Genomic DNA, 23893 nt, shown 5'->3' with positions numbered 1-23893 from the left:
GATGTCCTTGCGGGGATCGGTGCCGCCGCCCTTGCGCGCCGTCAGGCCGCCGCGCGTGGCGCCGGCGGCTCGACGTGTTCGCCGTCGCAGAAGGCCAGCACGTCGTCGAGATACTGCGCGAACTCGCTGATCGCGTGGTCGCTGCCTTCGATCAGCGTGGTGCGCGCGCCCGGATAGTGCGCGAGCATTTCGCGATAGTCGAGCACTTCGTCGCCGGTGGCTGCCATCAAATAATAGCGTTCGGGCCGCGTGATCGACGCCACGCCGAGCGCGCGCAATTCATCCAGATGATGCGGCTCGACGACGATGCTGCCGCCGCCATGCCACAACGGCTGCTCGCCGAGATACGCGCTCAGGTCGCGCTGCGGCACGACCGCCGGATTCAGCAGCACGGCCGACCAGCCGTGCTTCTCGGCCAGATGGGTGGCGAAGTAGCCGCCGAGCGAACTGCCGATCACCGTCACCTGCCGTGCATCGCCGTTCGCACGTGCGGCGGCGACCAGCGATTCGGCAAGCGCCACGGTTTCGAACGGCGACACCGGCAGCATCGGGCAACACCACTCGTCGGCGCGGCCGAGTTCTGCCAGACGCGTCGCGAGCAGACGCGCCTTGAACGAATTCGGCGACGAACGGAAACCGTGCAGGTAGAGAATCACGACGCGCCTCGCGTCGAAAGACCGTCGAGCAGCTTCTGATGTACGCCGCCGAAGCCGCCATTGCTCATCACCAGAATCTGGTCGCCGGGACGCGCGGCGTGGACTACCGCCTTCACGAGCGCGTCGAGGTTGTCGAAGGCCTGCGCCTTGCCGTCGAGCGGCGCGAGCGCTTCGCCGAGGTTCCAGCCGAGCGCGTCGCGCCCGCTCGGCGCACCGTAGCCGAACACGAGGTCGGCGTCCGCGAGGCTTGCCGGCAGTTGCGCTTTCATCACGCCGAGCTTCATCGTGTTCGAGCGCGGTTCGAGCACCGCGAGAATTCGCGTGTTGTCGCGGCCGACCCGCGCACGCAGCCCGGCCACCGTCGTCTCGATCGCGGTGGGGTGATGCGCGAAGTCGTCATATACGGTCACGCCGTCGACGCTGCCGCGCACTTCCATGCGGCGCTTCACGTTGCGGAAGCTCGACAGCGATTTCGCGGCCTGCGCGGGCGGCACGCCGACGTGGCGCGCGGCGGCGATCGCGGCGAGCGCGTTCATGCGGTTATGTTCGCCCTGCACCTGCCAGTCGACCACGCCGACGCGCTCGCCGCTGTGATAGACGGCAAAGCGTTCGTCGACGGGCACGCCCTGCTCCGCCGGCTGGATCTCCCAGCCACCCTGCACCCCGAAGCGCTCGACCTCGCTCCAGCAGCCGCGCGTCAGCACGCGCTCGAGCGCGTCCTCGCGGCCGTTCGTGACGACGCGGCCAAGGCGCGGCACTGTACGGATCAAATGGTGGAACTGCGTTTCGATCGCGGCGAGATCAGGGAAGATGTCGGCGTGATCGAATTCGAGATTGTTCAGCACCGCCGTTTTCGGGCGGTAATGGACGAACTTCGAGCGTTTATCGAAGAATGCGGTGTCGTATTCGTCGGCTTCGATCACGAAGAAGCTCGAATCGGTGAGCCGCGCCGACACGCCGAAGTTCAGCGGCACGCCGCCGATCAGAAAGCCCGGATTCAGGCCCGCGTCTTCGAGCAGCCAGGTCAGCATCGAGCTCGTGGTGGTCTTGCCGTGCGTGCCGGCCACGGCCAGCACCCATTTGCCGTTCAGCACGTGCTCGCCGAGCCACTGCGGACCGGACACGTACGGCAGGCCGCGATCCAGAATCGCTTCCATCAGCGGATTGCCGCGCGTGACCACGTTGCCGATCACGAACAGATCCGCGTTCAGGCCGTTCAGCTGTTCCGCGTCGTAGCCCTCGATCAGACGGATGCCTTGCGCCTCGAGCTGCGTGCTCATCGGCGGATAGACGCCGGCGTCGCAGCCGGTCACCGTGTGGCCCGCATTGCGCGCGAGCACCGCGAGTCCGCCCATGAAGGTGCCGCAGATGCCGAGGATGTGGATATGCATAAGCCTGTCGTGCCGTGGGGGCGTTTTTTGCGAGGGATGGGAGGCCGCAGGACGGCCGGAACGACCGTCTGCAAAGGACGCCTATTGTAACCGACACGGCGCGCGCCGCCCCTGCGGGCCACGCCCGGCGCCGCCCCGTCCGGGCCGCCTAGCCGCGTCGCCAGGCCCGATCTAGTATGATGCAGGGATGGTCCGCAAATCACATTTCGATCCGCAACGCGTGCGCGAGGAAATCGCGATCGCGGCTGCGCGCATGATTGCCGAAGACGGTCTGGACTACGCCAGCGCGAAGCGCAAGGCGGCCCGGCAGGTCGTCGGCGAAACCCGTATTGCCGGCGAATGGCTGCCGGACAACGACCAGATCGAAGAAGAAATCCGCGAATATCAATCGCTGTTCCAGGGCGACAGCCAGCCGGCGCTCTTGCGGCGGCTGCGTGTGATCGCGGTCGACTGGATGGAGCGGCTCACGCCGTTCAATCCGTATCTGACGGGCGCGGTACTCGGCGGCACGGCCGGCGAGCATTCGGACGTGCATCTGCAGGTCTTTTGCGACAACCCGAAGGAAGTCGCGATCTACATGCTCAATGCGAACATCCAGTACGACGTGTCGGAAACGCGCCATTTCGCGGGACGTGGCTATGTGGAGACGCTGAGCTTTCTGTGGCGTCCCGCGGACGACCGCAACGCCGAGCCGGTCGGCATCCATGTAGCGCTGTACGAAACCGACGACCTGCGCGGCGCGGTGCGCGCCGACGCACGCGGCCGCACGGCGCGGGCGAACCTGCAGGCGGTACAGGCGCTGCTCGACGGCGACCAGGTGCCATCCTTCACCAATTGATCAGACAGAGCGGAGCACGATGAACACAAGACGTATGCTGGCGGGCGTGGCCGTTGCGCTGCTCGCCGCGGGCGGCGGTGTGCTGGCCAATCACTGGCTCAATCGCGGCGCCGACGTCGCGTACGCGGCGCAGGGTGGGTCACAGCCTGATACCCCCGCGAGTCCCGTCCAGCAGCTGTGGAGTGCGCCGGTCACGAATGTCGACGGCAAGCCGCAGTCGCTGAGCATGCTCAAGGGCCACCCTATCGTCGTCAACTTCTGGGCGTCGTGGTGTGGCCCGTGCGTCGAGGAAATGCCTGAGCTGTCGCAGATCCAGCGCGAATACGCGAAGAAAGGCATCCAGTTCGTCGGTCTCGGCGTCGACTCGGAAAAAAACATCCAGACCTTCCTGCAGAAGGTCAAGGTCGCGTACCCGATCTACGTGACCGGTTTCGGCGGCGCCGACCTCGCGCGCGCGTTCGGCAACAATGCGGGCGGCTTGCCGTTTACCGTCGTGATCGACGCAAAAGGCAACATCCGCTCGACAAAATTGGGCCAGATCGACCCCGCGGCCCTGCGTCAGACGCTCGACACGCTATAAATTTCCCGATTTCTGACCCTGCGCTTGTTGGCGCCCGCTTGCGTGCAGAACGAGCGAAAATGCGCGGATAATCCCCGATTTTGAGTGAAGTTCGGCTCACGGCTGTGCGGCGGCCCGCCCCGGCCGCCCCCGCGTACGCGCGCGAAACTAGACAAGTTTCTCTAATCAGCGCTAAAGTGCGCGCAATTCCACGGAAAAAGAAGCGACCATGACGCGCCTGCTGGTACTGCACGGACCCAACCTCAACCTTCTCGGCACCCGGGAACCCGAGGTCTACGGTCGCGTGACCCTGCCGCAGATCGATCAGGCGCTGGCGGACCGTGCAGCCGATGCGGGCGTCGAACTCGCATCGTTCCAGAGCAATCACGAAGGCGCGCTGGTCGACCGCATTCAGGCGGCCCGCACCGAGCAAACCGATTTCATCCTGATCAATCCCGCCGCGTACACGCACACGAGCGTGGCCATTCGGGACGCACTAGCGGGGGTCGGCATCCCGTTCGTCGAGGTTCATCAGTCGAACGTGCATCGCCGGGAACCGTTCAGGCATCACTCGTATTTCTCCGACCAGGCAGAGGGCGTGATTTGCGGCCTCGGCTGGAAGGGGTATCTGTACGCGCTCGAATTCGCGCTCGACCGGCTCGCCGCCGGCTCGTCGCGCGGCTGAATCCAAACACGTCCAATTTGAGCCGGCTACTGCACCTTTGCACACGCCGGCACACTACGCATTGAAAGGGGCACCCTGATGGATCTACGTAAACTCAAAACTCTGATCGACCTCGTCTCGGAGTCCGGTATTTCCGAACTCGAAGTGACCGAGGGCGAAGGCAAGGTCCGCATCGTCAAGAATGCGCCGCCGGTTTACGTCCAACCGTCCGCCTCGTACGCCGCACCGCAATTCCCGCAAGCCGCGCCGGCAGCAGTCGAAGCGCCGGCCGCCGCGAACGCTCCGGCCACGCCGGCCGCCGCCGCGCCGCAAGGTCACGTCGTCACCTCGCCGATGGTCGGCACGTTCTACCGCGCGCCGTCGCCGGGTGCCGATCCGTTCGTGCAGGTTGGCGACACGGTCAAGGAAGGCCAGACCATCTGCATCATCGAAGCGATGAAGCTGCTCAACGAGATCGAAGCGGACAAGTCGGGCGTGGTCAAGGAAATCCTCGTCGAAAACGGCCAGGCGGTCGAGTACGGCCAACCGCTGTTCGTGGTCGGCTAACGCGGCACGCACCATTCGCCGCCCGCGCGCCGCTCGTCCCGAGGCGCGCGACCGATCCTCTGCGGCAGCCGGCGTCGTGACCGACCCGGCGCCCATTGATGAGTCGAAAACCCGCTATGTTTGAAAAAATCCTCATTGCCAATCGCGGCGAGATCGCGCTTCGTATCCAGCGCGCCTGCCGCGAGCTCGGCGTCAAGACGGTCGTCGTCTACTCGGAAGCCGACAAGGAAGCCAAGTACGTGAAGCTCGCCGACGAGGCGGTCTGCATCGGCCCGGCCCCGTCGAATCTGAGCTATCTGAACATGCCCGCGCTGATCAGCGCGGCCGAAGTGACCGACGCCGAAGCGATCCACCCCGGCTACGGCTTCCTGTCGGAGAACGCCGACTTCGCCGAGCGCGTCGAGCAGTCCGGCTTCACCTTCATCGGCCCGCGTCCGGAAACGATCCGCATGATGGGCGACAAGGTCACGGCCAAGCAGACCATGATCAAGACCGGCGTGCCTTGCGTGCCCGGTTCGGAAGGCGCACTGCCGGACGATCCGAAGGAGATCGTGAAGATTGCCCGCCAGATCGGCTATCCGGTCATCATCAAGGCAGCGGGCGGTGGCGGCGGCCGCGGCATGCGCGTGGTCCATACGGAAGCGGCGCTCGTCAACGCGGTCAACATGACCCGCGAGGAAGCCGGCCGCGCGTTCGGCAACCCGCAGGTCTACATGGAGAAATTCCTCGAGAACCCGCGGCACATCGAAATCCAGGTGCTCGCCGACTCGTTCAAGAATGCCGTGTGGCTCGGCGAGCGCGACTGCTCGATGCAACGCCGTCACCAGAAAGTGATCGAGGAAGCGCCGGCGCCGGGCATCGCGCGCCGTCTGATCGACCGGATCGGCGATCGTTGCGCGGATGCGTGCAAGAAGATGGGCTATCTCGGCGCGGGCACCTTCGAGTTCCTGTACGAAAACGGCGAGTTCTACTTCATCGAGATGAACACGCGCGTGCAGGTCGAGCATCCGGTGACCGAACTGATCACCGGTGTCGACATCGTGCAGGAACAGATCCGCATCGCGGCCGGCGAGAAGCTCGCGTTCCGTCAGCGCGACATCCAGTTCCGCGGCCATGCGATCGAATGCCGGATCAACGCCGAAGATCCGTTCAAGTTCACGCCGTCGCCGGGACGCCTGACGTCGTGGCATATGCCGGGCGGCCCCGGCATCCGCGTCGATTCGCACGCCTACAATGGTTATTTCGTGCCGCCGAACTATGATTCGATGATCGGCAAGCTGATTGCTTACGGCGCCACGCGCGAACAGGCGATCAGCCGGATGCGTATCGCGTTGTCGGAAATGGTGGTCGAAGGCATTCAGACCAACATCCCGCTGCACCGCGAGCTGATGCTCGACGCGAAGTTCGTCGAAGGCGGCACCAGCATCCATTACCTCGAAAACCGGCTGGCCGCGCGTCAGCAGGTCGCGGAAGAAGCGTAAGTCATGAGTTATCGGGAACTGGTCGCCGAACTGGCGCGCGAGCACGCGGAGGAGTTCTCCGACGCGCTGCTCGAGCTGGGCGCGCTGTCCGTGTCGGTTGAAGATGCCGACGCCGACACGCCCGACGAGCAGCCGCTGTTCGGCGAGCCCGGTCTCACGCCGGATCGCACGGCATGGCAGCATTCGCGCGTGATCGCCCTGCTCGCGCCGGAGCACGATCCGGCCGTGCTGCTGACCGCCGCGGCCAACGAAATCGGACTCGATGCCGCGCCGGCCTATACCGTGCGCGAGGTCGAGGAGCAGGACTGGGTGCGGCTCACGCAGTCGCAGTTCGATCCGATTCAGATCGGCGAGCGCATCTGGGTGGTGCCGTCGTGGCACGATGCGCCGGACCCTGACGCGCTCGTGCTCGAACTCGATCCGGGCCTCGCGTTCGGCACCGGCAGCCACCCCACCACGCGCCTATGCATGGAGTGGATCGAACATGCGATCAAGCCCGGCCAGTCCGTGCTCGACTACGGCTGCGGCTCGGGCATCCTCGCGATTCTCGCGAAGAAGTGCGGCGCCGATCCGGTGATCGGCATCGACATCGATCCGCAGGCGGTCGAATCGGCGCGTCACAATAGCGAGCGCAACCACGCCGACGTCACCTATGGCCTGCCCGATGCCTGCCCGGCCGGCGAATTCGACGTGGTGGTCGCGAACATTCTGTCGAATCCGCTGAAGCTGATGGCGTCGATGTTGTCGTCGAAGGTGAAGCCGGGCGGCCGCATCGCACTGTCGGGGATTCTCGCGCGCCAGGCCGACGAAGTCGCGCAGGTCTACGCCCGCTGGATCGACATCAGCGTGTGGCGCGAACATGAAGGTTGGGTGTGCCTCGCCGGAACGCGCCGCGAAAGCAATTAGAATAAGGCATATTGTCAACCTAACGGCCTCTGGCTCAACGGCTCGATATGCACCTGGCGACGCGTTGCCCCTTCTGCGAAACTGTTTTCCGTCTGCAACCGGCGCAGCTTGCACAGCGCCGCGGCCTCGTGCGGTGCGGGCATTGTCAGGAAGTCTTCGACGCATCGAGCAGTCTGTTCGACGTCTCCGAAGGCGGCGATTTTTCGAACGCCAAACCGGTTGCCGCCGCGGCGGCGATCGAAGCGCTGTCGGGAGTGCGGCAACCAGGCTCGGATTTCAGCAGCGACGCATGGGCCCCGAGCGCGCTGGCTCCGGAACAGGACTCCACCAGCATTTCCCGCAGCACGCTCGACTCCCGTTTGCGCGACCACGCGAGCAGCGTGCCGCTCGCGCCGCTGTCGCTCGGCGGCACCGAGCACGCAACCGTCACGTCGGGCACGCCGCGTCAGGCGACCGAACCTGAACTGCGCGCTGGCGCTTCCCCGGCGCCGCTCTCCCCGGACGATGAGCCGACGCTGGCCGACGCGCCGCTCGAACCGTTCGCCTATCCCGCTGACGACGCGGTCGATGAACCGCCTGTCGCCCCGCCCTCCGCGCCTGCTGCCCCACCGCGAGTCGACAACGAAGCGCCACGCGTCTGGCACAAGGTCGAACGCCCCGAGCCGTCCATGCTCGACGAACCCGCGCGGCGTGAGCCGGCAAACCTTCATGGCATGCGCGACAACGAACCGCACTTCGGCGCGGCCGGCGTAGGTGCGGCCGGCGTAGGTGCGGCCGGCTTCGGCGCCGCCGCAGGCGCTGCCGGCGCCGGTGGTCCCGGCGGCCCGCGCCCGCCGGGAGGCCCGGCGCCCGCCCCATCGAGCGGCGAGCCGTTCTCGGTCAATCCTCCGATCAGCGCTGGCGACGATCCGTTTCCGGTTATGCGCGAAACCCGCCCGGTGGACGCCGGTCGCGTCGGCTGGATCGTCGCCGGCGTGGTGCTCGCCGCGCTGCTCGTCATTGCGCTGCTCGCGCAACTCGCGTGGTGGCAACGCGAGACCATCATGGTCAACGTGCCGCGCTCGCAGATCCTGTATGCGCAAGCCTGCGCGCATCTCGGCTGTCAGCTGACGCCGCCGCACGACATCGAAGGCTTGCTGGTCGAGCCCTCCGATCTGCGGCAGATCGACGGCCCGCACAAGCTCGAACTGAAGATGCCGCTGCACAACCGCCTGAACATCGCGCTCGCCTACCCGGCGATCGAACTCACGCTGCTCGACGATCAGAACAACGTCGCGGTGCGGCGCGTGCTATGGCCGCAGGATTACGTGCCACCGGGCACCGTGATCGCGGCCGGCCTGCCCGCGCACGCGACACAGACGATGATCGTGCACCTCGACACCGGCACCGCGATCGCCTCCAATTTCCGCGTACAGATCTTTTATCCGTAACGCACCCTCGCGCGCCCGCTCCCGAGCGGGCGCATCATTGTCGTCACTGACGCCCTTTTCGGAGCACAACACATGAGTCAAGTCACGCTGGGTGGCAACCCGATCGAAGTAAGCGGCACTTTCCCGTCGGTCGGCCAGCAGGCCGCCGCGTTCTCGCTGGTCGGCCGCGACCTGAAGCCGCTGACGCTCGCCGACTTCGCCGGCAAGCGCAAGGTGCTCAACATCGTCCCGAGTCTCGACACGCCGACCTGCGCAACGTCGACGCGCAAGTTCAACGAAGCCGCCGCGAAGCTCAGCAACACGGCAGTGATTGTGGTGTCGGGCGACCTGCCGTTCGCGGCGTCGCGCTTCTGCACGACCGAGGGCATCGAGAACGTGGTGACCGCGTCGACGTTCCGCGGCCACGAGTTCGCGCAAGCGTACGGCGTCGATGTGACGAGCGGTCCGCTGACCGGCCTGACCGCGCGCGCGGTCGTCGTGCTGGACGAGAACGACAAGGTCTTGCACGCCGAGCTGGTCGGCGAGATCAAGAACGAACCGAACTACGACGCAGCGCTCGCCGCGCTGAAGTAAGCCCTCTCGCTCGCGAACGACGGCGCCGCGCCTCGCGTGGCGCCGTCGGCGCGGCGCGTCTGTCTTCCTATCCCACCGTTTTCATACAGGAACGCTCGCCTTGGCTACGCTCATCTGCGGCTCGCTCGCGTACGACAACATCATGACCTTCGAAGGCCGCTTTCGGGAGCACATCCTGCCGGAGCAGGTCCACATCCTGAACGTAAGCTTTCTCGTGCCGACCATGCGTCGCGAGTTCGGCGGTTGCGCGGGCAACATCGCGTATGCGCTGAATCTGCTCGGCGGCGACGCGCGCATCATGGGCGCGATCGGCGCCGTCGACGCGCAGCTTTATCTGGACCGGCTCGCGGAGCTCGGCCTGTCGACGGAAAACGTGCTCGTCGTGCCCGACACCTACTCGGCGCAGGCGATGATCACGACCGACCTCGAGAACAACCAGATCACCGCGTTCCATCCGGGCGCGATGATGCAGTCGCATCAGAACCGCGCCGACGAAGTGAAGGGCTTGACGCTCGGCATCGTCGCGCCGGACGGCTATGACGGCATGGTTCAACACTCCGAGCAGCTGGCCGCCGCAGGCGTGCCGTTCATCTTCGATCCGGGCCAGGGCTTGCCGCTGTTCGACGGCGAGACGCTGCGGCGCGTCATTGAACTTGCTACCTATGTAGCGGTCAACGATTACGAAGCCGCGCTGGTGAGCAATAAGACCGGCTGGTCGATCGAGCAGATCGCCAGCAAGGTCGATGCGCTGATCATCACGCTCGGCGAAAAGGGTGCTCAGATCCATCACGGCGGCGCTATCGAAGAAATCCCGGCGGTCAAGGCCAGGCGGGTGCTCGATCCCACCGGTTGCGGCGACGCATTTCGCGGCGGCTTGCTCTACGGTATCGAGAAGGGCCTCGGTTGGGCAACCACCGGCCGTCTCGCCAGCCTGATGGGCGCACTGAAGATCGAGCATCAGGGCCCGCAAAACTACGCGCCCAGCCGGGCGGAAATCAACGAGCGGTTCAAGCAGGCCTTCGGATACGACCTGCACTGATATCGCGTGCTATGGGAGTTTGGGAATGAGAACCTCGAGTCGCCTGATCGTCGCCACCTTGATCGCCGGTTCGCTGGCCATGTCGGGGTGTGCGGTCAACAGCAGCTCTCCCGACGTTTTCACCGCTTCGCAGGCGCAGCGTGAACAGACGGTGCGCATGGCCACGGTGGAAAGCGTGCGCGCGGTCCGAATCAGCACGAACGAAGGTCAGCCGATCGGCATAGGCGCACTCGGCGGCGCGGCGCTCGGCGCGCTCGCTGGCACTGCGTTCGGCGGCGGACGTGGCCAGGTCGCGACGGGTATCGTCGGCGGCATCGGCGGTGCGGTCGCCGGCAATGCGATCGAAAACCGTGTGGCGATGCGCGACGGCATCGAAATCACCGTGCGGCTCGACAACGGCGACATGCGCGCCATCACCCAAACTGCCACCGGCGAAATCTTCCGCGCCGGCGATCGCGTGAGGCTGCTGTCGAGTGGCGGCGTCACGCGCGTCACGCACTAAGCGCAGTTCCCCTCCCGCGCGGCCGCGCGTAGTTCAGCGCCGCGACGACGACATCACACGCATGCGCCCTCCCGGGTCCATGCGTGTTTTTCTTTCCGGGCGACGGGCAAAAAAAACCCGCCACCGGCACACCGGTAACGGGACATTGACCGGGTGGCGCTCGCAACAGCTCGAGCACGACCCGGTCATCCGACACATCGTGCGATGTGTCGACGTACTGCTACAGCTACTGCTTACGGACGGCTGCCCGTCGGGAACGGCCATGCCGCTGCTGGGTTCAGCGCGGTCTTCACCGTCGCCGCCGGTGCGCTCGAGACAGCAGGCGCAGCGGGAGCAGGCGCGGCCTTCTTGGCGACAGCCTTCTTCGCAGGGGCAGCCTTCTTCGCAGGTGCAGCGGCCTTCTTCGCGGCAGCCTTCTTGGCAGGTGCAGCTTTCTTGGCTGCAGCCTTTTTCGCAGGCGCGGCCTTCTTGGCAGCGGTCTTCTTCGCCGCGGTCTTCTTCGCCGGTGCTGCTTTCTTCGCTGCGGTCTTCTTCGCCGGTGCCGCCTTCTTCGCTGCGACCTTCTTCGCTGCGACCTTCTTCACCGCGGCTTTCTTCGCCGGTGCTGCCTTCTTCGCCGCGACCTTCTTGGCTGCAACCTTCTTCGCCGCGACCTTCTTCACTGCGGCTTTCTTCGCCGGTGCTGCCTTCTTCGCCGCGACCTTCTTCGCTGCAACCTTCTTCGCTGCGACCTTCTTCACTGCGACCTTCTTCGCGGCGACCTTCTTGGCCGGAGCAGCCTTCTTAGCCGGAGCAGCCTTCTTTGCTGCGGTCTTCTTTGCTGCGGTCTTCTTGGCCGCGGCTTTCTTTGCAGTTGCCATCATTTTCTCCTTCAGGTTTTCAGATGAGGTCAGTTCAAACTACACCCTTCGTCAAAACCCGCTTCCCGCGGACGCTTCTCAGGGCGCGCGCTACGAAGCGGGCTATTCATCGGCGTACGCAGGTGCAACGCGCTTACGCTAATGAATGCGGTAAGGCGCGCCGTGCCCCAAGGCACCGCGCGCCAAATCTGGTCGGCGTCGCGAGGCGACGCCGGCAATTGCTTGATCGGGCCGCCGGCAACGACGCCAGCGGCTTTTTCCGGGGGGAAGTTTGCCCATCCCACTGAAGGGTCCGCAAAGTGCCTGTCATGTTTGTGGGCCGTCAAGGCACCGGGCACGCTTTGCATCAGGCCGTTCTGCTCCTAACCCGGGGCGCCGCGGCCACAGGCGGCGGCATCCCCATCAATGAAACCATCCGCGACGCGAATCCCGGCTTACTCCCAGGACAGCGCACCGCCAGTCTGATATTCGATCACTCGCGTCTCGAAGAAATTGCGTTCCTTCTTCAGGTCGATCATCTCGCTCATCCACGGGAACGGGTTTTCCTCGTTCGGGTACAGCGGATCGAGACCGATCTGCTGGCAACGGCGGTTGCAGATGAAGCGCAGATAGCTCTTGAACATCGACGCGTTCAGGCCGAGCACGCCGCGCGGCATCGTGTCTTCGGCGTAGCGGTATTCGAGCTCAACCGCCTGCTGGAAGATCGCGCGAATTTCGGCGCGGAACTCAGCCGTCCACAGGTGCGGGTTTTCGAGTTTGATCTGGTTGATCAGGTCGATGCCGAAGTTGCAGTGCATCGACTCGTCGCGCAGGATGTACTGGTACTGCTCCGCCGCGCCGGTCATCTTGTTCTGGCGTCCGAGCGCCAGGATTTGCGTAAAGCCGACGTAGAAGAACAGGCCTTCCATCACACAGGCGAACACGATCAGCGAGCGCAGCAGCGTCTGGTCTGCTTCGAGCGTACCGGTCTTGAAGGCCGGGTCGGTCAGCACGTGGATGTACGGAATCAGGAATTCGTCTTTCGCGCGGATCGACGGGACCTCGTGATACGCGTTGAAGATTTCGCCCTCGTCGAGACCGAGCGACTCGACGATGTACTGGTAAGCGTGCGTGTGGATCGCCTCTTCGAACGCCTGACGCAGCAGGAACTGGCGGCATTCGGGCGCCGTGATGTGGCGGTAGGTGCCCAGCACGATGTTGTTGGCGGCGAGCGAGTCGGCCGTCACGAAGAAGCCCAGGTTGCGCTTGACGATGCGACGCTCGTCTTCGGTCAGCCCGTTCGGGTCTTTCCACAGGGCGATGTCGCGCGACATGTTCACTTCCTGCGGCATCCAGTGGTTGGCGCAACCCGCCAGATACTTTTCCCAGGCCCACTTGTACTTGAACGGCACCAGCTGGTTGACGTCAGTCTGGCCGTTGATGATGCGCTTGTCGGCGACATTGACGCGCGCTTCGGAAGCGGCCGCCGCGTTGGCAGCATGAGCGACGGGAGCAACAGCGATGTCGTTCGCGAAGACTTCTTGAGCGGAGGGAGCATGAGGAGCGGAACGCGTTCCGATTTGCGAACCCACAACCGACCCCGCAGCGTTGCGCAACACGTTCGGTTGCGTCGCGCTCGAGGGAGTTACGGCAGTGATCTCGTCATCCCAGTTGAGCATAAATGTCACCATCAATTTAGAACGGTTTGTACCATCTTTTCACGAGCGATAAAAGAGCTCACTCGCGAAAATTCCTGTTTTCGATTCGCGTTGCTACGTTCATACAACACTTTGTTCGACATGCTGCGTGTGACTCATGCAGTCACGCATCGAGTGACGCGTGATGATCGCGTGTTGAACATGTGTTGCCGAGGTCCTTCGCGAGCTCGAAGAGCAACGTTTCGACACGACGTTTCGTTGCTCTATCTATGTGTATTGCGCAGTGCGTTCGCGGCATCCGCCGACCGATCGATGGACCGGTCGATGCCGCGCGAATCGCTCATCGCGAGAGTCGGCGGTGAGCCGCGTTGAGCATGTTGCGTCAGCGTTGGCGGTTGAGGTGCGATGCCATGTCGAGCGATCGTCTGGTGTTGCCAACTGCTGTGTTGCTTCGCTGCATCGACGAGCGGTGAGACTTCGATTCTGCTCACCGCTCATCGCCCTGCTTCCACTTCATCAATGGGGCGCGTCGCTCGCCGCCTGCGGGTCATCACCTACGACCCTCGTGTGCAGTTAGCAAGCATCGCTCCCGCTGCTTGCCTCTCGTTACTGGCAAGCCTCGCACTCGTCGAAGCCAGGATCGCCCGGACGCATCATGCAGACCGGACCATCCGCTTCGGGTGCCGCTTCGACTGTGACCGCGGCAGTCGCTGCCGCTGCCCGGAAGCCGCCGCTCACGCCATCCGCCACACCACCCGTCGAGCCGCCCACACCGAAGCCGCCTGCGCCGCCCGAGCCGTCATGCCCCGAGCTCACCGCGTTCAGCGCGCCGTGCGCGACCGTCGACTTCTCGACGTGCGTCGCCGCCATCGTGCGGAGATAGTAGGTGGTCTTCAGACCGCGCAGCCATGCGAGCTTGTAGATCTCGTCGAGCTTCTTGCCCGATGCGCCCGCCATGTAGATGTTCAGCGACTGCGCCTGGTCGATCCACTTCTGACGACGCGAGGCCGACTCGACGAGCCACACCGGATCGACTTCGAACGCGGTCGCATAGATCGCGCGCAGGTCGGCCGGGATGCGGTCGATGCGCGACAGCGTGCCGTCGAAGTACTTCAGGTCGGCGACCATCACTTCGTCCCACAGGCCGCGCGCTTTCAGGTCGCGCACCAGGTAGTCGTTGACCACCGTGAACTCGCCCGACAGGTTCGACTTCACGTACAGGTTCTGATAGGTCGGCTCGATGCACGCCGACACGCCGATGATGTTCGAGATCGTCGCGGTCGGCGCGATCGCGACACAGTTCGAGTTGCGCATGCCGTAGGTCGCGATGCGCGAGCGCAGCGCCGGCCAGTCCATCGACTCGCTCGAATCGACCTCGACATAACCGCCGCGCGCTTCGGCGAGCAGCGCCACCGAGTCTTGCGGGAGGATGCCGCGATCCCACAGCGAGCCGCGGTAGCTCGAGTAGCGGCCGCGCTCTTCGGCGAGCTCGGTCGATGCGTAGTACGCGTAGTAGCAGACCGCTTCCATCGAGCGATCGGCGAACTCGACCGCTTCGGGCGACGCGTACGGCGTACGCAGCACGTGCAGGCAGTCCTGGAAGCCCATGATGCCGAGGCCGACCGGACGGTGCTTCAGGTTCGAGTTGCGCGCCTTGGCGACCGCGTAGTAGTTGATGTCGATCACGTTGTCGAGCATGCGCATCGCGACGCTGATCGTGCGCTTGAGCTTGTCGTGGTCGAGCGCCACCGTGCCGTCGGCCTGTTCCTTCAGGTGCGCGACGAGGTTCACCGAGCCGAGGTTACAGACGGCGATTTCGGCGTCGCTCGTGTTCAGCGTGATTTCCGTGCACAGGTTCGACGAGTGGACGACGCCGACGTGCTGCTGCGGCGAGCGCACGTTGCACGGGTCCTTGAACGTGATCCACGGATGGCCGGTTTCGAACAGCATGCCGAGCATCTTGCGCCACAACTGCGCCGCCGGAAGCTTCTTGAACAGCTTGATCTCGCCACGCGCGACCTTGTCTTCGTAAGCCGTGTAAGCCGCTTCGAATTCGGCGCCGAACTTGTCGTGCAGATCCGGGCAGGTGGACGGCGAGAACAGCGTCCAGTCGCCGCCTTCCATCACGCGCTTCATGAACAGGTCGGGAATCCAGTTCGCGGTGTTCATATCGTGCGTGCGACGACGGTCGTCGCCGGTGTTCTTGCGCAGCTCCAGGAATTCCTCGATGTCGAGGTGCCACGACTCTAGGTACGCGCACACCGCGCCCTTGCGCTTGCCGCCCTGGTTCACCGCGACCGCCGTGTCGTTGACGACCTTCAGGAACGGCACCACGCCCTGCGACTTGCCGTTGGTACCCTTGATGTGCGAGCCGAGCGCGCGCACACGCGTCCAGTCGTTGCCGAGACCGCCGGCGAACTTCGACAGCAGCGCGTTTTCCTTCAGCGCTTCGTAGATGCCGTCGAGGTCGTCGTCGACCGTGGTCAGGTAGCACGACGACAGCTGCGAGCGGCGCGTACCCGAGTTGAACAGCGTCGGCGTCGAGCTCATGAAGTCGAAGCTCGACAGCACGTTGTAGAACTCGATCGCGCGCGCTTCGCGGTCGATCTCGTTCAGCGACAAACCCATTGCGACACGCATAAAGAATGCCTGCGGCATTTCGATACGCACGTTGTCGTGATGCAGGAAGTAGCGGTCGTACAGCGTCTGCAGACCGAGGTAGCCGAACTGCAGGTCACGGTTCGCGTCCAGCGCGGCGCCCAGACGCTTCAGGTCGAACTGCAGCAGCTTGTCGTCGAGCAGCTCGGCTTGCACGCCGCGCTTGATGAACTGCGGGAAGTACTCGGCGTAGCGCTCGCCCATCTCGGCTTGCGTGACTTCTTCTTCGAGGATCTCGCGGCGGATCGTGTGCAGCAGGATGCGCGCGGTGACCTGGCTATAGGCCGGGTCCTTCTCGATCATCGTGCGGGCAGCGAGGATGGCCGAGTCGTAGACCTGGCTCATCGGTACGCCGTCGTACAGGTTCTTCACCGTTTCCGCGACGATCGGCTCGGCGCTCACCGCGTCGCCGAGGTTCGCGCAGGCGGACTCGATGATGCCGCGCAGCGCGGCCATGTCGAGCGGACGCGTGATGCCGTTGTCGGTCACGTTCAGGCCCGGGGTGCTCGCGGCATCTGCATGGTCGTCATGCGCGCGCGCCTGGTTGCGCTTCTCGCGATACAGCACGTAAGCACGCGCGACGTTGTGCTCGCCGCCGCGCATCAGCGCGAGTTCGACCTGATCCTGAATGTCTTCGATATGGAACGTGCCGCCGTTCGGACGGCTGCGCACCAGCGCGCGCACCACGTTCTGCGTGAGTTGCTCGACCAGTTCGCGCACCCGCGCCGACGCCGCGCCCTGACCACCGTTGACGGCGAGGAACGCCTTCGTCACGGCGATCGCGATTTTCGACGGCTCGAACGACACCACGGTGCCGTTGCGGCGGATCACCTTGTAGTCGGCGTAGCTCGCTTGCGGCGCGAGCGACTGTGCGCCTTGAGTCTGGCCGAAAGCCTGGCCAGTCGGTGAGCCCTCGTACCGGGTGGTCACGTTGTCGGTGGTTTGCATGTGCAAAGCTCCTGGTCTTGGAAATGGCGGCGAGTGCCGCGGATTAAAACGAACGCCGCGCCGCCGCGTGCGCGAGCGATGAGGTGCAGGAAAGCCGGCTCTGCCGGTTGGCGGGATGCAACTGCGAGGAAGCCTGGTTCGATTTGATGACGGTCTTCATCGGGTCGGTCGCGATCACTGGCTGGTCCTTTCCTGAATGCTTCTGGATGCGGCCGGAGATCCCCCACCGGCTGCGCCCCCAGGAATTTTTCTTCGCTGTCTGGAATGCTTGCGGCGCCGTGCTCGGGGAGCGGGGCGCCGCCTACTTATCCACTCTTATTCACTCGGTTATGCACATGGTTATTCACAGCACAACACAAGATATAGTGCGAAACTCAGTTGTCGGCACCAAGTATAGTGGAGATTCGAGACAGGTCAAACCGTTTTATTTGCGTTCGAAGTCTTGACTTTTGCGTTGCGCGACGCGCATTAGCTCCCCGGAGAAGCAGGCTGCGCCTCGTTCTCTGCGGATCACGCAAGATCGTGCGAAGGGGGATTACCGCGTTTCGGAAAACTTGAGATAGGGGAAATACCGACCGTCCAGCGACGTGTCGTGTTGCAGCCGCGGCCACTCGAAATGTGGACCGGGATCGGTCTTGCGACCGGGTGCGATGTCGGAGTGTCCGGCAAGCGCGTCGATCGGATAGCGCGCCTTCAGCGCGCTCACCAGCGCGGCGAGCGTGCGATATTGCGCCGCTTCGAAGGCGGTGGTGTCGCTGCCTTCGAGCTCGATGCCGATCGAGAAATCATTGCAGCGCTCGCGGCCGAAATAATTCGACGGTCCCGCGTGCCACGCGCGCTCATTGCACGACACGAACTGCTCGAGCGCGCCGTCGCGATGAATCACGAAATGCGCGGACACACGCACGCCGCGCAGATGCGTGTCGTAGTACGGGTGGGCGTCGCAGTCCAGCGTGTTCTGGAACAGCTCGGCAATCGCGGTGCCGCCGAACTCGTTCGGCGGCAGACTGATGTTGTGAACGACGATCAGCGTCGGAACCGCGCCTTGCGGCCGCGCTTCGAAGTTCGGCGAGGGGAGCTTGCGTGCGGCGGGAACCCAACCGTCGGCATCGACGGTGAAGACGTTGCTCATCGGGCGTCGCGGCCGCTCGGACGCGCGCTGTGACGCTGCGCGTGCGCGGCGCAGCAGAACGCCTGCCCCGCGACGTTGACCGAGTCGCTCTTCGGTGCATGCACGCCGCACTCGACGCAGCGAATCATCGGTTCGGCGAGCTGCGGCTGTTGTCCATTCGAAGAACGCGCGCCGCCATTCGCGGCGCCGTCGCCGTTGGCGCCGCGCGCGCCGGTGCGTTGCGCGGATTGCGCGTCGTGGCGGCGCAGCGCCTTCACGAGCCACTGACCGACGATGAACAGCAGAATCAGCAAAAAGATTTGTCGCATGGGGACGCTCACACTACAGGCCGGTGCAACAGCACCTCTAAAACGAAACGGCTGCCGACGTACGCGAGCAACAGCGCGACGAACGAGGCCAGCACCCAGCGCAATGCCGCACGGCCGCGCCAGCCGGACACCTTGCGCGCGGTCAGCAGCGCGCCGAACATCACCCACGAAAGAATCGCGAACACAGTTTTGTGATCGAGCCGCAACGCGCGGTCGAGCAGCTGCTCGCTGAACAGGATGCCCGACAGCAGCGTCAGCGTGAGCAGCACGAAGCCGGCGCCGATCAGACGAAACAGGAGCTTCTCGAGCGTGAGCAGCGGCGGCAGCGTGTCGAGCCAGCTCGACCACCAGCCGTTGCCCGACGCCGCATGTCGCTGCGCAAGAGCGCCGCGCATCGAATGCAAACGCCGCTCGATCGCCAGCATCAGCACCGCGTGCAGCGCCGCGATCGCGAACAGACCGTACGCGATGTTCGCAATCAGGAAGTGCAGCTTGAACATCGGCGCGGCCGCATACGGCAGCACGCGCACGCCGCCGAACGCAAGCGGCAGCAGCGATGCGACGCACGCGAGCGGCAACACCAGCAGGCGCAGTCCGTCGAGCGGGAAGAAGAAGCTTTCGATCCAGTAGATACCGGCGCCGAGCCAGAACATTGCCGACAGCGCGAACGCGAAGCCGAACACCATCGCGTTCTGTGGGAAGATCGTGGTATGCAGCAGTACGCCGTGAGCGAGCAGCGCGACGAATAACAGCGCGCGCCCGGGCGCGCTCATGCCGGAGGCCACCAGAGCGCCCGCGTGGGCGGCTTGATCGGGCAGCGGCGGCACGCTCTCGAGCAGCGGATGCAAGGCCGCGTGCCGGTGCGAGCGCCAGCCGGCCACGGCAAGACCGCCGTAGAGAAGCGCGGTGAGGGCATACAGTACAATATCCATATTCGAAGTTTACACTAGGGCCCTTCCCCGCGACGCCTTCCGCTTCGCGCGCTGCGCGGGCCCCACCGTTCATCGCTCCCCATGCTCGACAATCTGACTCAACGGATGGCGCGCGTCGTCAAGACGCTGCGCGGCGAAGCCCGGCTCACCGAGGCGAACACCCAGGAAATGCTGCGCGAGGTGCGTCTCGCACTGCTCGAGGCCGACGTGGCGCTGCCCGTCGTGCGTGAGTTCATCGCGAAGGTCAAGGAGAAGGCGCTCGGCGAGGAGGTGATCGCCAGCCTGTCGCCGGGTCAGGCGCTCGTCGGCGTGGTGCAGCGCGAGCTGACCGCGGTGATCGGTGGTGATTACGAAGGCAAGGCCTCCGAGCTCAATCTCGCCGTTACGCCGCCCGCGATTATCCTGATGGCGGGTCTGCAGGGCGCCGGTAAAACGACCACGGTCGGCAAGCTCGCGAAGCTGCTGCGCGAGAAGTACAAGAAGAAGGTGCTGACGGTTTCGTGCGACGTCTATCGTCCCGCCGCTATCGCGCAGCTGAAAACGGTGACCGAGCAGGTCGGTGCGGACTTCTTCCCGTCGGAGCCGAACCAGAAGCCGGTCGACATCGCGCGCGCCGCGGTCGACTGGGCCAAGCGCCACTATCACGACGTGCTGCTCGTCGACACGGCCGGCCGTCTTGGTATCGACGAAGCGATGATGCAGGAAATCGCCGCGCTGCACGCCGAGCTGAAGCCGGCGGAAACGCTGTTCGTCGTCGACGCGATGCTCGGTCAGGACGCGGTCAACACCGCGAAGGCGTTCAGCGACGCGCTGCCGCTCACCGGCGTCGTGCTGACCAAGCTCGACGGTGATTCGCGCGGCGGCGCGGCGCTGTCGGTGCGTCACGTGACGGGCAAGCCGGTCAAGTTCGTGGGCGTCGCCGAAAAGCTCGACGGCCTCGAAGTGTTCCACCCGGACCGCATGGCGAGCCGGATTCTCGGCATGGGCGACATTCTTGCGCTCGTCGAGGAAGCGCAGCGCGGCGTCGACGTGCAAGCCGCGCAGAAGCTCGCCGACAAGGTCAAGAAAGGCGGCGACTTCGATCTCAACGATTTCCGCGCGCAGCTCTCGCAAATGAAGGGCATGGGCGGCTTGTCGTCGCTGATGGACAAGCTGCCCGCGCAGTTCCAGCAGGCCGCCGCCGGCGCCGACATGAGCCAGGCCGAGAAGCAGATGCGCCGCATGGAAGGCATCATCAACTCGATGACGCCAGCCGAGCGCGCCAAACCCGAGCTGATCAAGGCGACCCGCAAGCGCCGCATCGCGGCCGGCGCGGGCGTGCAGGTACAGGAAGTCAACCGCATGCTGAACCAGTACGAACAGATGCGCACGATGATGAAGAAGCTCAAGGGCGGCAACCTGCAGAAGATGATGCGCGGCATGAAAGGCATGATGCCCGGCATGCGCTAAGCTTGATGGGACCGGCGCGCGCTCGCGCCGATGCGCAGCGTGGCTGACTTCGGCATCGTGCGGGTTTATTCTGTAGCGCATCGCGTCGTCCCTCGCGTGAACGTCCCTCGGGATGTTGCCACTCACACTATGTATACAGTTATCGGCCGTCAGACGTCATGAACCGCGAAGAAGCCCTACAGATTTTTCAACATTCCGAAGAGATCGTTTCGGCCTCGGACGTCACCGCGTCGATCGCCCGCATGGCGGCCGCCATCCGCGACGAGATGAGCGAGGACTTCCCGCTCGTGCTGTCGGTGATGGGCGGCGCCGCGGTGTTCACCGGCATGCTGCTGCCGCACCTCGATTTCCCGCTCGAGTTCGACTACATCCACCTGACGCGCTACCGCAACACGACCAAGGGCAGCAACGAGATGCAATGGCGCGTCGCGCCGGCCGAGTCGGTCAAGGATCGCGTGGTGCTCGTGCTCGACGACATCCTCGACGAAGGCGAGACGATGGCCGCGATCCGCGACCGCATCCTCGCGATGGGTGCGAAGCGCTTCCTGTCCGCGGTGCTGTGCGAGAAGATCATTCCGAAGGCGAAGCCGCTGCGCCCCGATTACTGCGGCTTCGAAGTGCCGGACCGGTACGTGTTCGGCTGCGGGATGGACGCGAAGGGTTACTGGCGCAACCTGCCGACCATTCGGGCGTTGACCGAGGGGGCGTGAGCGGCGCGTCCGCGTACCGGCGAAAAAAAAAGCAGCCCGCCAGGCTGCTTTTTTTATGGCTGCGACGGTGGCGACTCGAGCATCGGCTCCCGCTTCACAGCTTGTGCACGAAAGAACGGATCCCGCCGAGCATCATCTCGACTGAAATCGCGACGAGCACCAGCCCCATCAGCCGCTCGAACGCCGCCATCACCCGTTCACCGAGCCACGCCTGAATGCGCTCTGCGAGCATCAGCACGATCGCGCAGATGATCATCGTGACGGTCAGCGCGCCGACCCACTCGAACGTCTGGCCCGGCGCCTGCGAGGTCAGCAGCATGACGGTCGCCAACGCCGACGGACCTGCCAGCGCCGGAATCGCGAGCGGCACGATCAGCGGCTCGCCGCCGCGCGCGTCGCCGCCGAATGGCCCGTCCGGATGCGGAAACACCATGCGCAGCGCGATCAGAAACAGGACAATGCCGCCGCCGATCCGCAGCGACTGGTCACTCAGGCTCATCATGCGCAGAAAGCTCTGCCCGAGCACCATGAACACCAGCAGGATCGCAAACGCGATCGCGACCTCGCGCAGGATCACGACCGTGCGGCGCTCCGGCGACACCCCGCGCAGACAGCTAATGAAGATCGGGATGTTGCCGAGCGGATCGGTGATCAGGATCAGCAGCACCGTCGCGGACAGGAAGGTGTACTCCACTGCCCGCCCCGCTTAGTTCGCGAGCGCCGCGCGCACTTTATCGATCACCGTCTGCGCGGCGTCAGCGACCGGCAGCAGCGTCGCTTCTGCGTGGCGACGGCCCTGATACTCGATTTTGCCGTCCTTCAGTCCGCGGTCGCCAATGACCAGCCGGTGCGGCACGCCGATCAGCTCCCAGTCGGCGAACATCACGCCCGGACGCTCGCCGCGATCGTCGAGGATGACGTCGATGCCGGCCGCGACGAGTTCCGCGTACAGCTTGTCGGCCTGCTCACGTACCGCGTCGCTGCGGTCGTAGCCCATCGGACACAGCACGACTTCGAACGGCGCGATCGACTCCGGCCAGATGATGCCCTTGTCGTCGAAATTCTGTTCGATCGCGGCGCCGAGGATACGCGTGACGCCGATGCCGTAGCAGCCCATTTCCATCGGCCGCGGCTTGCCGGTTTCGTCGAGACAGGTCGCGTTCATCGCTTCGGAGTACTTCGTGCCGAGCTGGAACACGTGGCCCACTTCGATGCCGCGGCAGATGTCGAGCACACCCTTGCCGTCCGGCGACGGATCGCCCTTCTTCACGTTGCGGATGTCGGCGACGACCGGCTCCGGCAGGTCGCGGCCCCAGTTCACGCCGGTGGTGTGATAGTCGACCTCGTTCGAGCCGACCACGAAGTCGCTCATGTTCGCGACCGTGCGGTCCGCGATCACCTTGACCGGCTTCTTCGTGTTGATCGGACCGAGATAGCCCGGCGGCGTCCCGAACGTTTCGATGATCTCGGCTTCGGTCGCCATGCGGAAGTCGGCGAGACCGGGCAGCTTGCCGACCTTGATCTCGTTCAGGTCGTGGTCGCCGCGCAGCATCAGCAGCCAGATGGTCGGCTCGGCGCCTTCGTTTTCGGTGGCGAGAATGACCGACTTGATCGTGCGCTCGAGCGGAATGTTCAGCAGTTCGGCGACCGCCTCGCACTTCGCCTTGCCGGGCGTCGCGGTCTTTTTCATGTCCTCGGCGGGCGCGGCGCGTTGCGCGATCAGCGGCAATGCGTCGGCGGCCTCGACGTTCGCGGCGAAATCGGAACTCGGGCAATAGGCGATCGCGTCTTCGCCGGTGTCGGCGATCACGTGGAACTCATGCGAGCCGCTGCCGCCGATCGAGCCGTTGTCCGCCGCCACCGCGCGGAACTCGAGGCCGAGGCGCGTGAAGATGCGCACGTACGCCTCGTACATCTTGCGATACGACTCGCGCAGACCTTCCGCGTCCTTGTCGAACGAGTACGCGTCTTTCATGATGAACTCGCGGCCGCGCATCACGCCGAAACGCGGACGGATCTCATCACGGAACTTCGTCTGGATCTGATAGAAGTTGACCGGCAGCTGGCGATAGCTCTTGATCTGGTTGCGCGCGATGTCGGTCACGACTTCCTCGTGCGTCGGACCCAACACGAAATCAGCCTGCTTGCGGTCCTTGAAGCGCAACAGCTCGGGACCGTACTTCTCCCAGCGGCCCGATTCCTGCCACAGTTCGGCCGGCTGCACGGACGGCATCAACAGCTCGATGGCGCCTGCCCGGTTCATTTCCTCGCGCACGATCGCTTCCACCTTGCGGATCGAACGCAGGCCGACCGGCAAGTAGTTGTAGATACCGCCCGCGACGCGGCGGATCATGCCCGCGCGCACCATGAGCTTGTGGCTGATGATTTCGGCGTCGGCGGGCGCTTCTTTGAGGGTGCCGATAAAGAAACGGGAAGCTTTCATTCAAGGTGTCCAAAAGCGGCGGCTTCCGGTGGGACCGCCAGAAAAGGTGAAAACATGGGGAAAATCGACACAGATCAGCGGCGAAGCCAGCGGGGTTCGCCCGACTCGCGGCACCCTGTCCCCGTGCGGCGCCGAAACCGCCGCGCAAAGCCTCTCGCAAGGGATCCGGCACGGAAAACCGACAGGCTACCGCAAACACGGGCTGTTGCG

24 protein-coding genes are annotated in these 23893 nt (G+C 64.7%); 12 read left to right on the top strand and 12 right to left on the bottom strand.

Annotation, left to right across the window (positions count from 1 at the left end):
* Positions 1–41 precede the first annotated feature (41 nt).
* Together VSR82_RS26860 and mpl are read right to left on the bottom strand one after the other, a co-directional pair.
* Complete coding sequence (locus VSR82_RS26860) at positions 42–656, bottom strand: YqiA/YcfP family alpha/beta fold hydrolase (RefSeq protein WP_498858237.1); 615 nt, start codon at positions 654–656, stop codon at positions 42–44.
* Positions 653–2047 carry a UDP-N-acetylmuramate:L-alanyl-gamma-D-glutamyl-meso-diaminopimelate ligase gene (mpl, locus tag VSR82_RS26855; RefSeq protein WP_410848633.1) on the bottom strand — a complete coding sequence of 465 codons (1395 nt, stop codon included), beginning with the start codon at positions 2045–2047 and terminating at the stop codon, positions 653–655. The genes VSR82_RS26860 and mpl overlap by 4 nt, the downstream gene beginning before the upstream one ends.
* 187 nt (positions 2048–2234) lie before the next feature.
* Between mpl and VSR82_RS26850 the strand changes: the two genes are divergently transcribed.
* The 10 genes from VSR82_RS26850 (at position 2235) to VSR82_RS26805 (ending at position 10606) form a co-directional block, all read left to right on the top strand.
* Positions 2235–2885 (top strand): UDP-N-acetylmuramate--alanine ligase, encoded by a 651-nt coding sequence (locus VSR82_RS26850; protein ID WP_368587622.1) that lies wholly within the window; start codon positions 2235–2237, stop codon positions 2883–2885.
* Between the two features lie 19 nt (positions 2886–2904).
* Complete coding sequence (locus VSR82_RS26845) at positions 2905–3465, top strand: TlpA family protein disulfide reductase (protein ID WP_429457874.1); 561 nt, start codon at positions 2905–2907, stop codon at positions 3463–3465.
* Positions 3466–3673: 208 nt separating this feature from the next.
* Positions 3674–4129, top strand: coding sequence for a type II 3-dehydroquinate dehydratase (aroQ, locus tag VSR82_RS26840; RefSeq protein ID WP_498858236.1), 456 nt, complete (start codon positions 3674–3676; stop codon positions 4127–4129).
* Positions 4130–4207: 78 nt separating this feature from the next.
* On the top strand, positions 4208–4675 hold the full coding sequence (gene accB / locus VSR82_RS26835; protein WP_176121879.1) for an acetyl-CoA carboxylase biotin carboxyl carrier protein: 468 nt from the start codon (positions 4208–4210) through the stop codon (positions 4673–4675).
* 116 nt (positions 4676–4791) lie between these two features.
* A complete protein-coding gene (gene accC, locus VSR82_RS26830; protein ID WP_013090569.1) occupies positions 4792–6156 on the top strand; it encodes an acetyl-CoA carboxylase biotin carboxylase subunit in 1365 nt (454 codons plus the stop codon).
* Positions 6157–6159: 3 nt separating this feature from the next.
* Positions 6160–7062 carry a 50S ribosomal protein L11 methyltransferase gene (gene prmA, locus VSR82_RS26825; RefSeq protein WP_368587625.1) on the top strand — a complete coding sequence of 301 codons (903 nt, stop codon included), beginning with the start codon at positions 6160–6162 and terminating at the stop codon, positions 7060–7062.
* Between the two features lie 47 nt (positions 7063–7109).
* Positions 7110–8492: a zinc-ribbon and DUF3426 domain-containing protein gene (locus VSR82_RS26820; protein WP_429457870.1), complete on the top strand. Its 1383-nt coding sequence runs from the start codon at positions 7110–7112 to the stop codon at positions 8490–8492.
* Between the two features lie 72 nt (positions 8493–8564).
* The gene (gene tpx, locus VSR82_RS26815) at positions 8565–9065 is read left to right on the top strand and encodes a thiol peroxidase (protein ID WP_176380931.1); all 501 of its coding nucleotides are present in this window, start codon (positions 8565–8567) and stop codon (positions 9063–9065) included.
* Between the two features lie 100 nt (positions 9066–9165).
* Positions 9166–10104, top strand: coding sequence for a carbohydrate kinase family protein (locus VSR82_RS26810; protein ID WP_368587627.1), 939 nt, complete (start codon positions 9166–9168; stop codon positions 10102–10104).
* 25 nt (positions 10105–10129) lie between these two features.
* Positions 10130–10606: an outer membrane lipoprotein gene (locus VSR82_RS26805; RefSeq protein ID WP_013090574.1), complete on the top strand. Its 477-nt coding sequence runs from the start codon at positions 10130–10132 to the stop codon at positions 10604–10606.
* A gap of 233 nt (positions 10607–10839) precedes the next feature.
* Here VSR82_RS26805 and VSR82_RS26800 read toward each other — a convergent pair whose 3' ends face one another.
* The 8 genes from VSR82_RS26800 to VSR82_RS26765 all read right to left on the bottom strand — a co-directional run bounded on the left by VSR82_RS26800 (position 10840) and on the right by VSR82_RS26765 (position 19081).
* A complete protein-coding gene (locus VSR82_RS26800) occupies positions 10840–11466 on the bottom strand; it encodes a histone H1-like DNA-binding protein (RefSeq protein WP_410848638.1) in 627 nt (208 codons plus the stop codon).
* A gap of 29 nt (positions 11467–11495) precedes the next feature.
* On the bottom strand, positions 11496–11813 hold the full coding sequence (locus tag VSR82_RS26795) for a hypothetical protein (protein ID WP_176380933.1): 318 nt from the start codon (positions 11811–11813) through the stop codon (positions 11496–11498).
* 87 nt (positions 11814–11900) lie between these two features.
* Complete coding sequence (locus VSR82_RS26790) at positions 11901–13124, bottom strand: ribonucleotide-diphosphate reductase subunit beta (RefSeq protein WP_176105010.1); 1224 nt, start codon at positions 13122–13124, stop codon at positions 11901–11903.
* Positions 13125–13709: 585 nt separating this feature from the next.
* Entirely contained in the window at positions 13710–16709 is a 3000-nt protein-coding gene (locus VSR82_RS26785; protein ID WP_429457863.1) for a ribonucleoside-diphosphate reductase subunit alpha, read from the bottom strand.
* Positions 16710–16752: 43 nt separating this feature from the next.
* Positions 16753–16887 carry a hypothetical protein gene (locus VSR82_RS26780; protein ID WP_368587629.1) on the bottom strand — a complete coding sequence of 45 codons (135 nt, stop codon included), beginning with the start codon at positions 16885–16887 and terminating at the stop codon, positions 16753–16755.
* A gap of 357 nt (positions 16888–17244) precedes the next feature.
* Entirely contained in the window at positions 17245–17841 is a 597-nt protein-coding gene (ampD, locus tag VSR82_RS26775) for a 1,6-anhydro-N-acetylmuramyl-L-alanine amidase AmpD (RefSeq protein WP_429457861.1), read from the bottom strand.
* Positions 17838–18149 carry a PP0621 family protein gene (locus tag VSR82_RS26770; RefSeq protein WP_410848641.1) on the bottom strand — a complete coding sequence of 104 codons (312 nt, stop codon included), beginning with the start codon at positions 18147–18149 and terminating at the stop codon, positions 17838–17840. Before VSR82_RS26770 ends, ampD begins: the two co-directional genes overlap by 4 nt.
* A gap of 8 nt (positions 18150–18157) precedes the next feature.
* On the bottom strand, positions 18158–19081 hold the full coding sequence (locus tag VSR82_RS26765) for a cytochrome C assembly family protein (protein WP_410848642.1): 924 nt from the start codon (positions 19079–19081) through the stop codon (positions 18158–18160).
* Between the two features lie 81 nt (positions 19082–19162).
* Here VSR82_RS26765 and ffh point away from each other — a divergent pair, with 81 nt between their 5' ends.
* Together ffh and VSR82_RS26755 are read left to right on the top strand one after the other, a co-directional pair.
* Positions 19163–20530, top strand: a complete 1368-nt coding sequence (ffh, locus tag VSR82_RS26760; protein ID WP_176105005.1) for a signal recognition particle protein — start codon at positions 19163–19165, stop codon at positions 20528–20530.
* A gap of 158 nt (positions 20531–20688) precedes the next feature.
* A complete protein-coding gene (locus tag VSR82_RS26755; RefSeq protein WP_018437636.1) occupies positions 20689–21240 on the top strand; it encodes a hypoxanthine-guanine phosphoribosyltransferase in 552 nt (183 codons plus the stop codon).
* Between the two features lie 94 nt (positions 21241–21334).
* Here the strand turns inward: VSR82_RS26755 and VSR82_RS26750 are convergent, their stop codons facing one another.
* Positions 21335–21934 carry a MarC family protein gene (locus VSR82_RS26750; protein ID WP_013090584.1) on the bottom strand — a complete coding sequence of 200 codons (600 nt, stop codon included), beginning with the start codon at positions 21932–21934 and terminating at the stop codon, positions 21335–21337.
* A gap of 12 nt (positions 21935–21946) precedes the next feature.
* On the bottom strand, positions 21947–23683 hold the full coding sequence (locus VSR82_RS26745) for a proline--tRNA ligase (RefSeq protein WP_429457858.1): 1737 nt from the start codon (positions 23681–23683) through the stop codon (positions 21947–21949).
* Positions 23684–23893: the final 210 nt, after the last annotated feature.

Source organism: Burkholderia sp. JPY481 (assembly GCF_038900515.1).
Classification (GTDB): Bacteria; Pseudomonadota; Gammaproteobacteria; order Burkholderiales; family Burkholderiaceae; genus Paraburkholderia; species Paraburkholderia youngii.
Note: the sequence above shows the minus strand (reverse complement) of the source record. Positions and strands in the feature narration are given on the sequence as shown.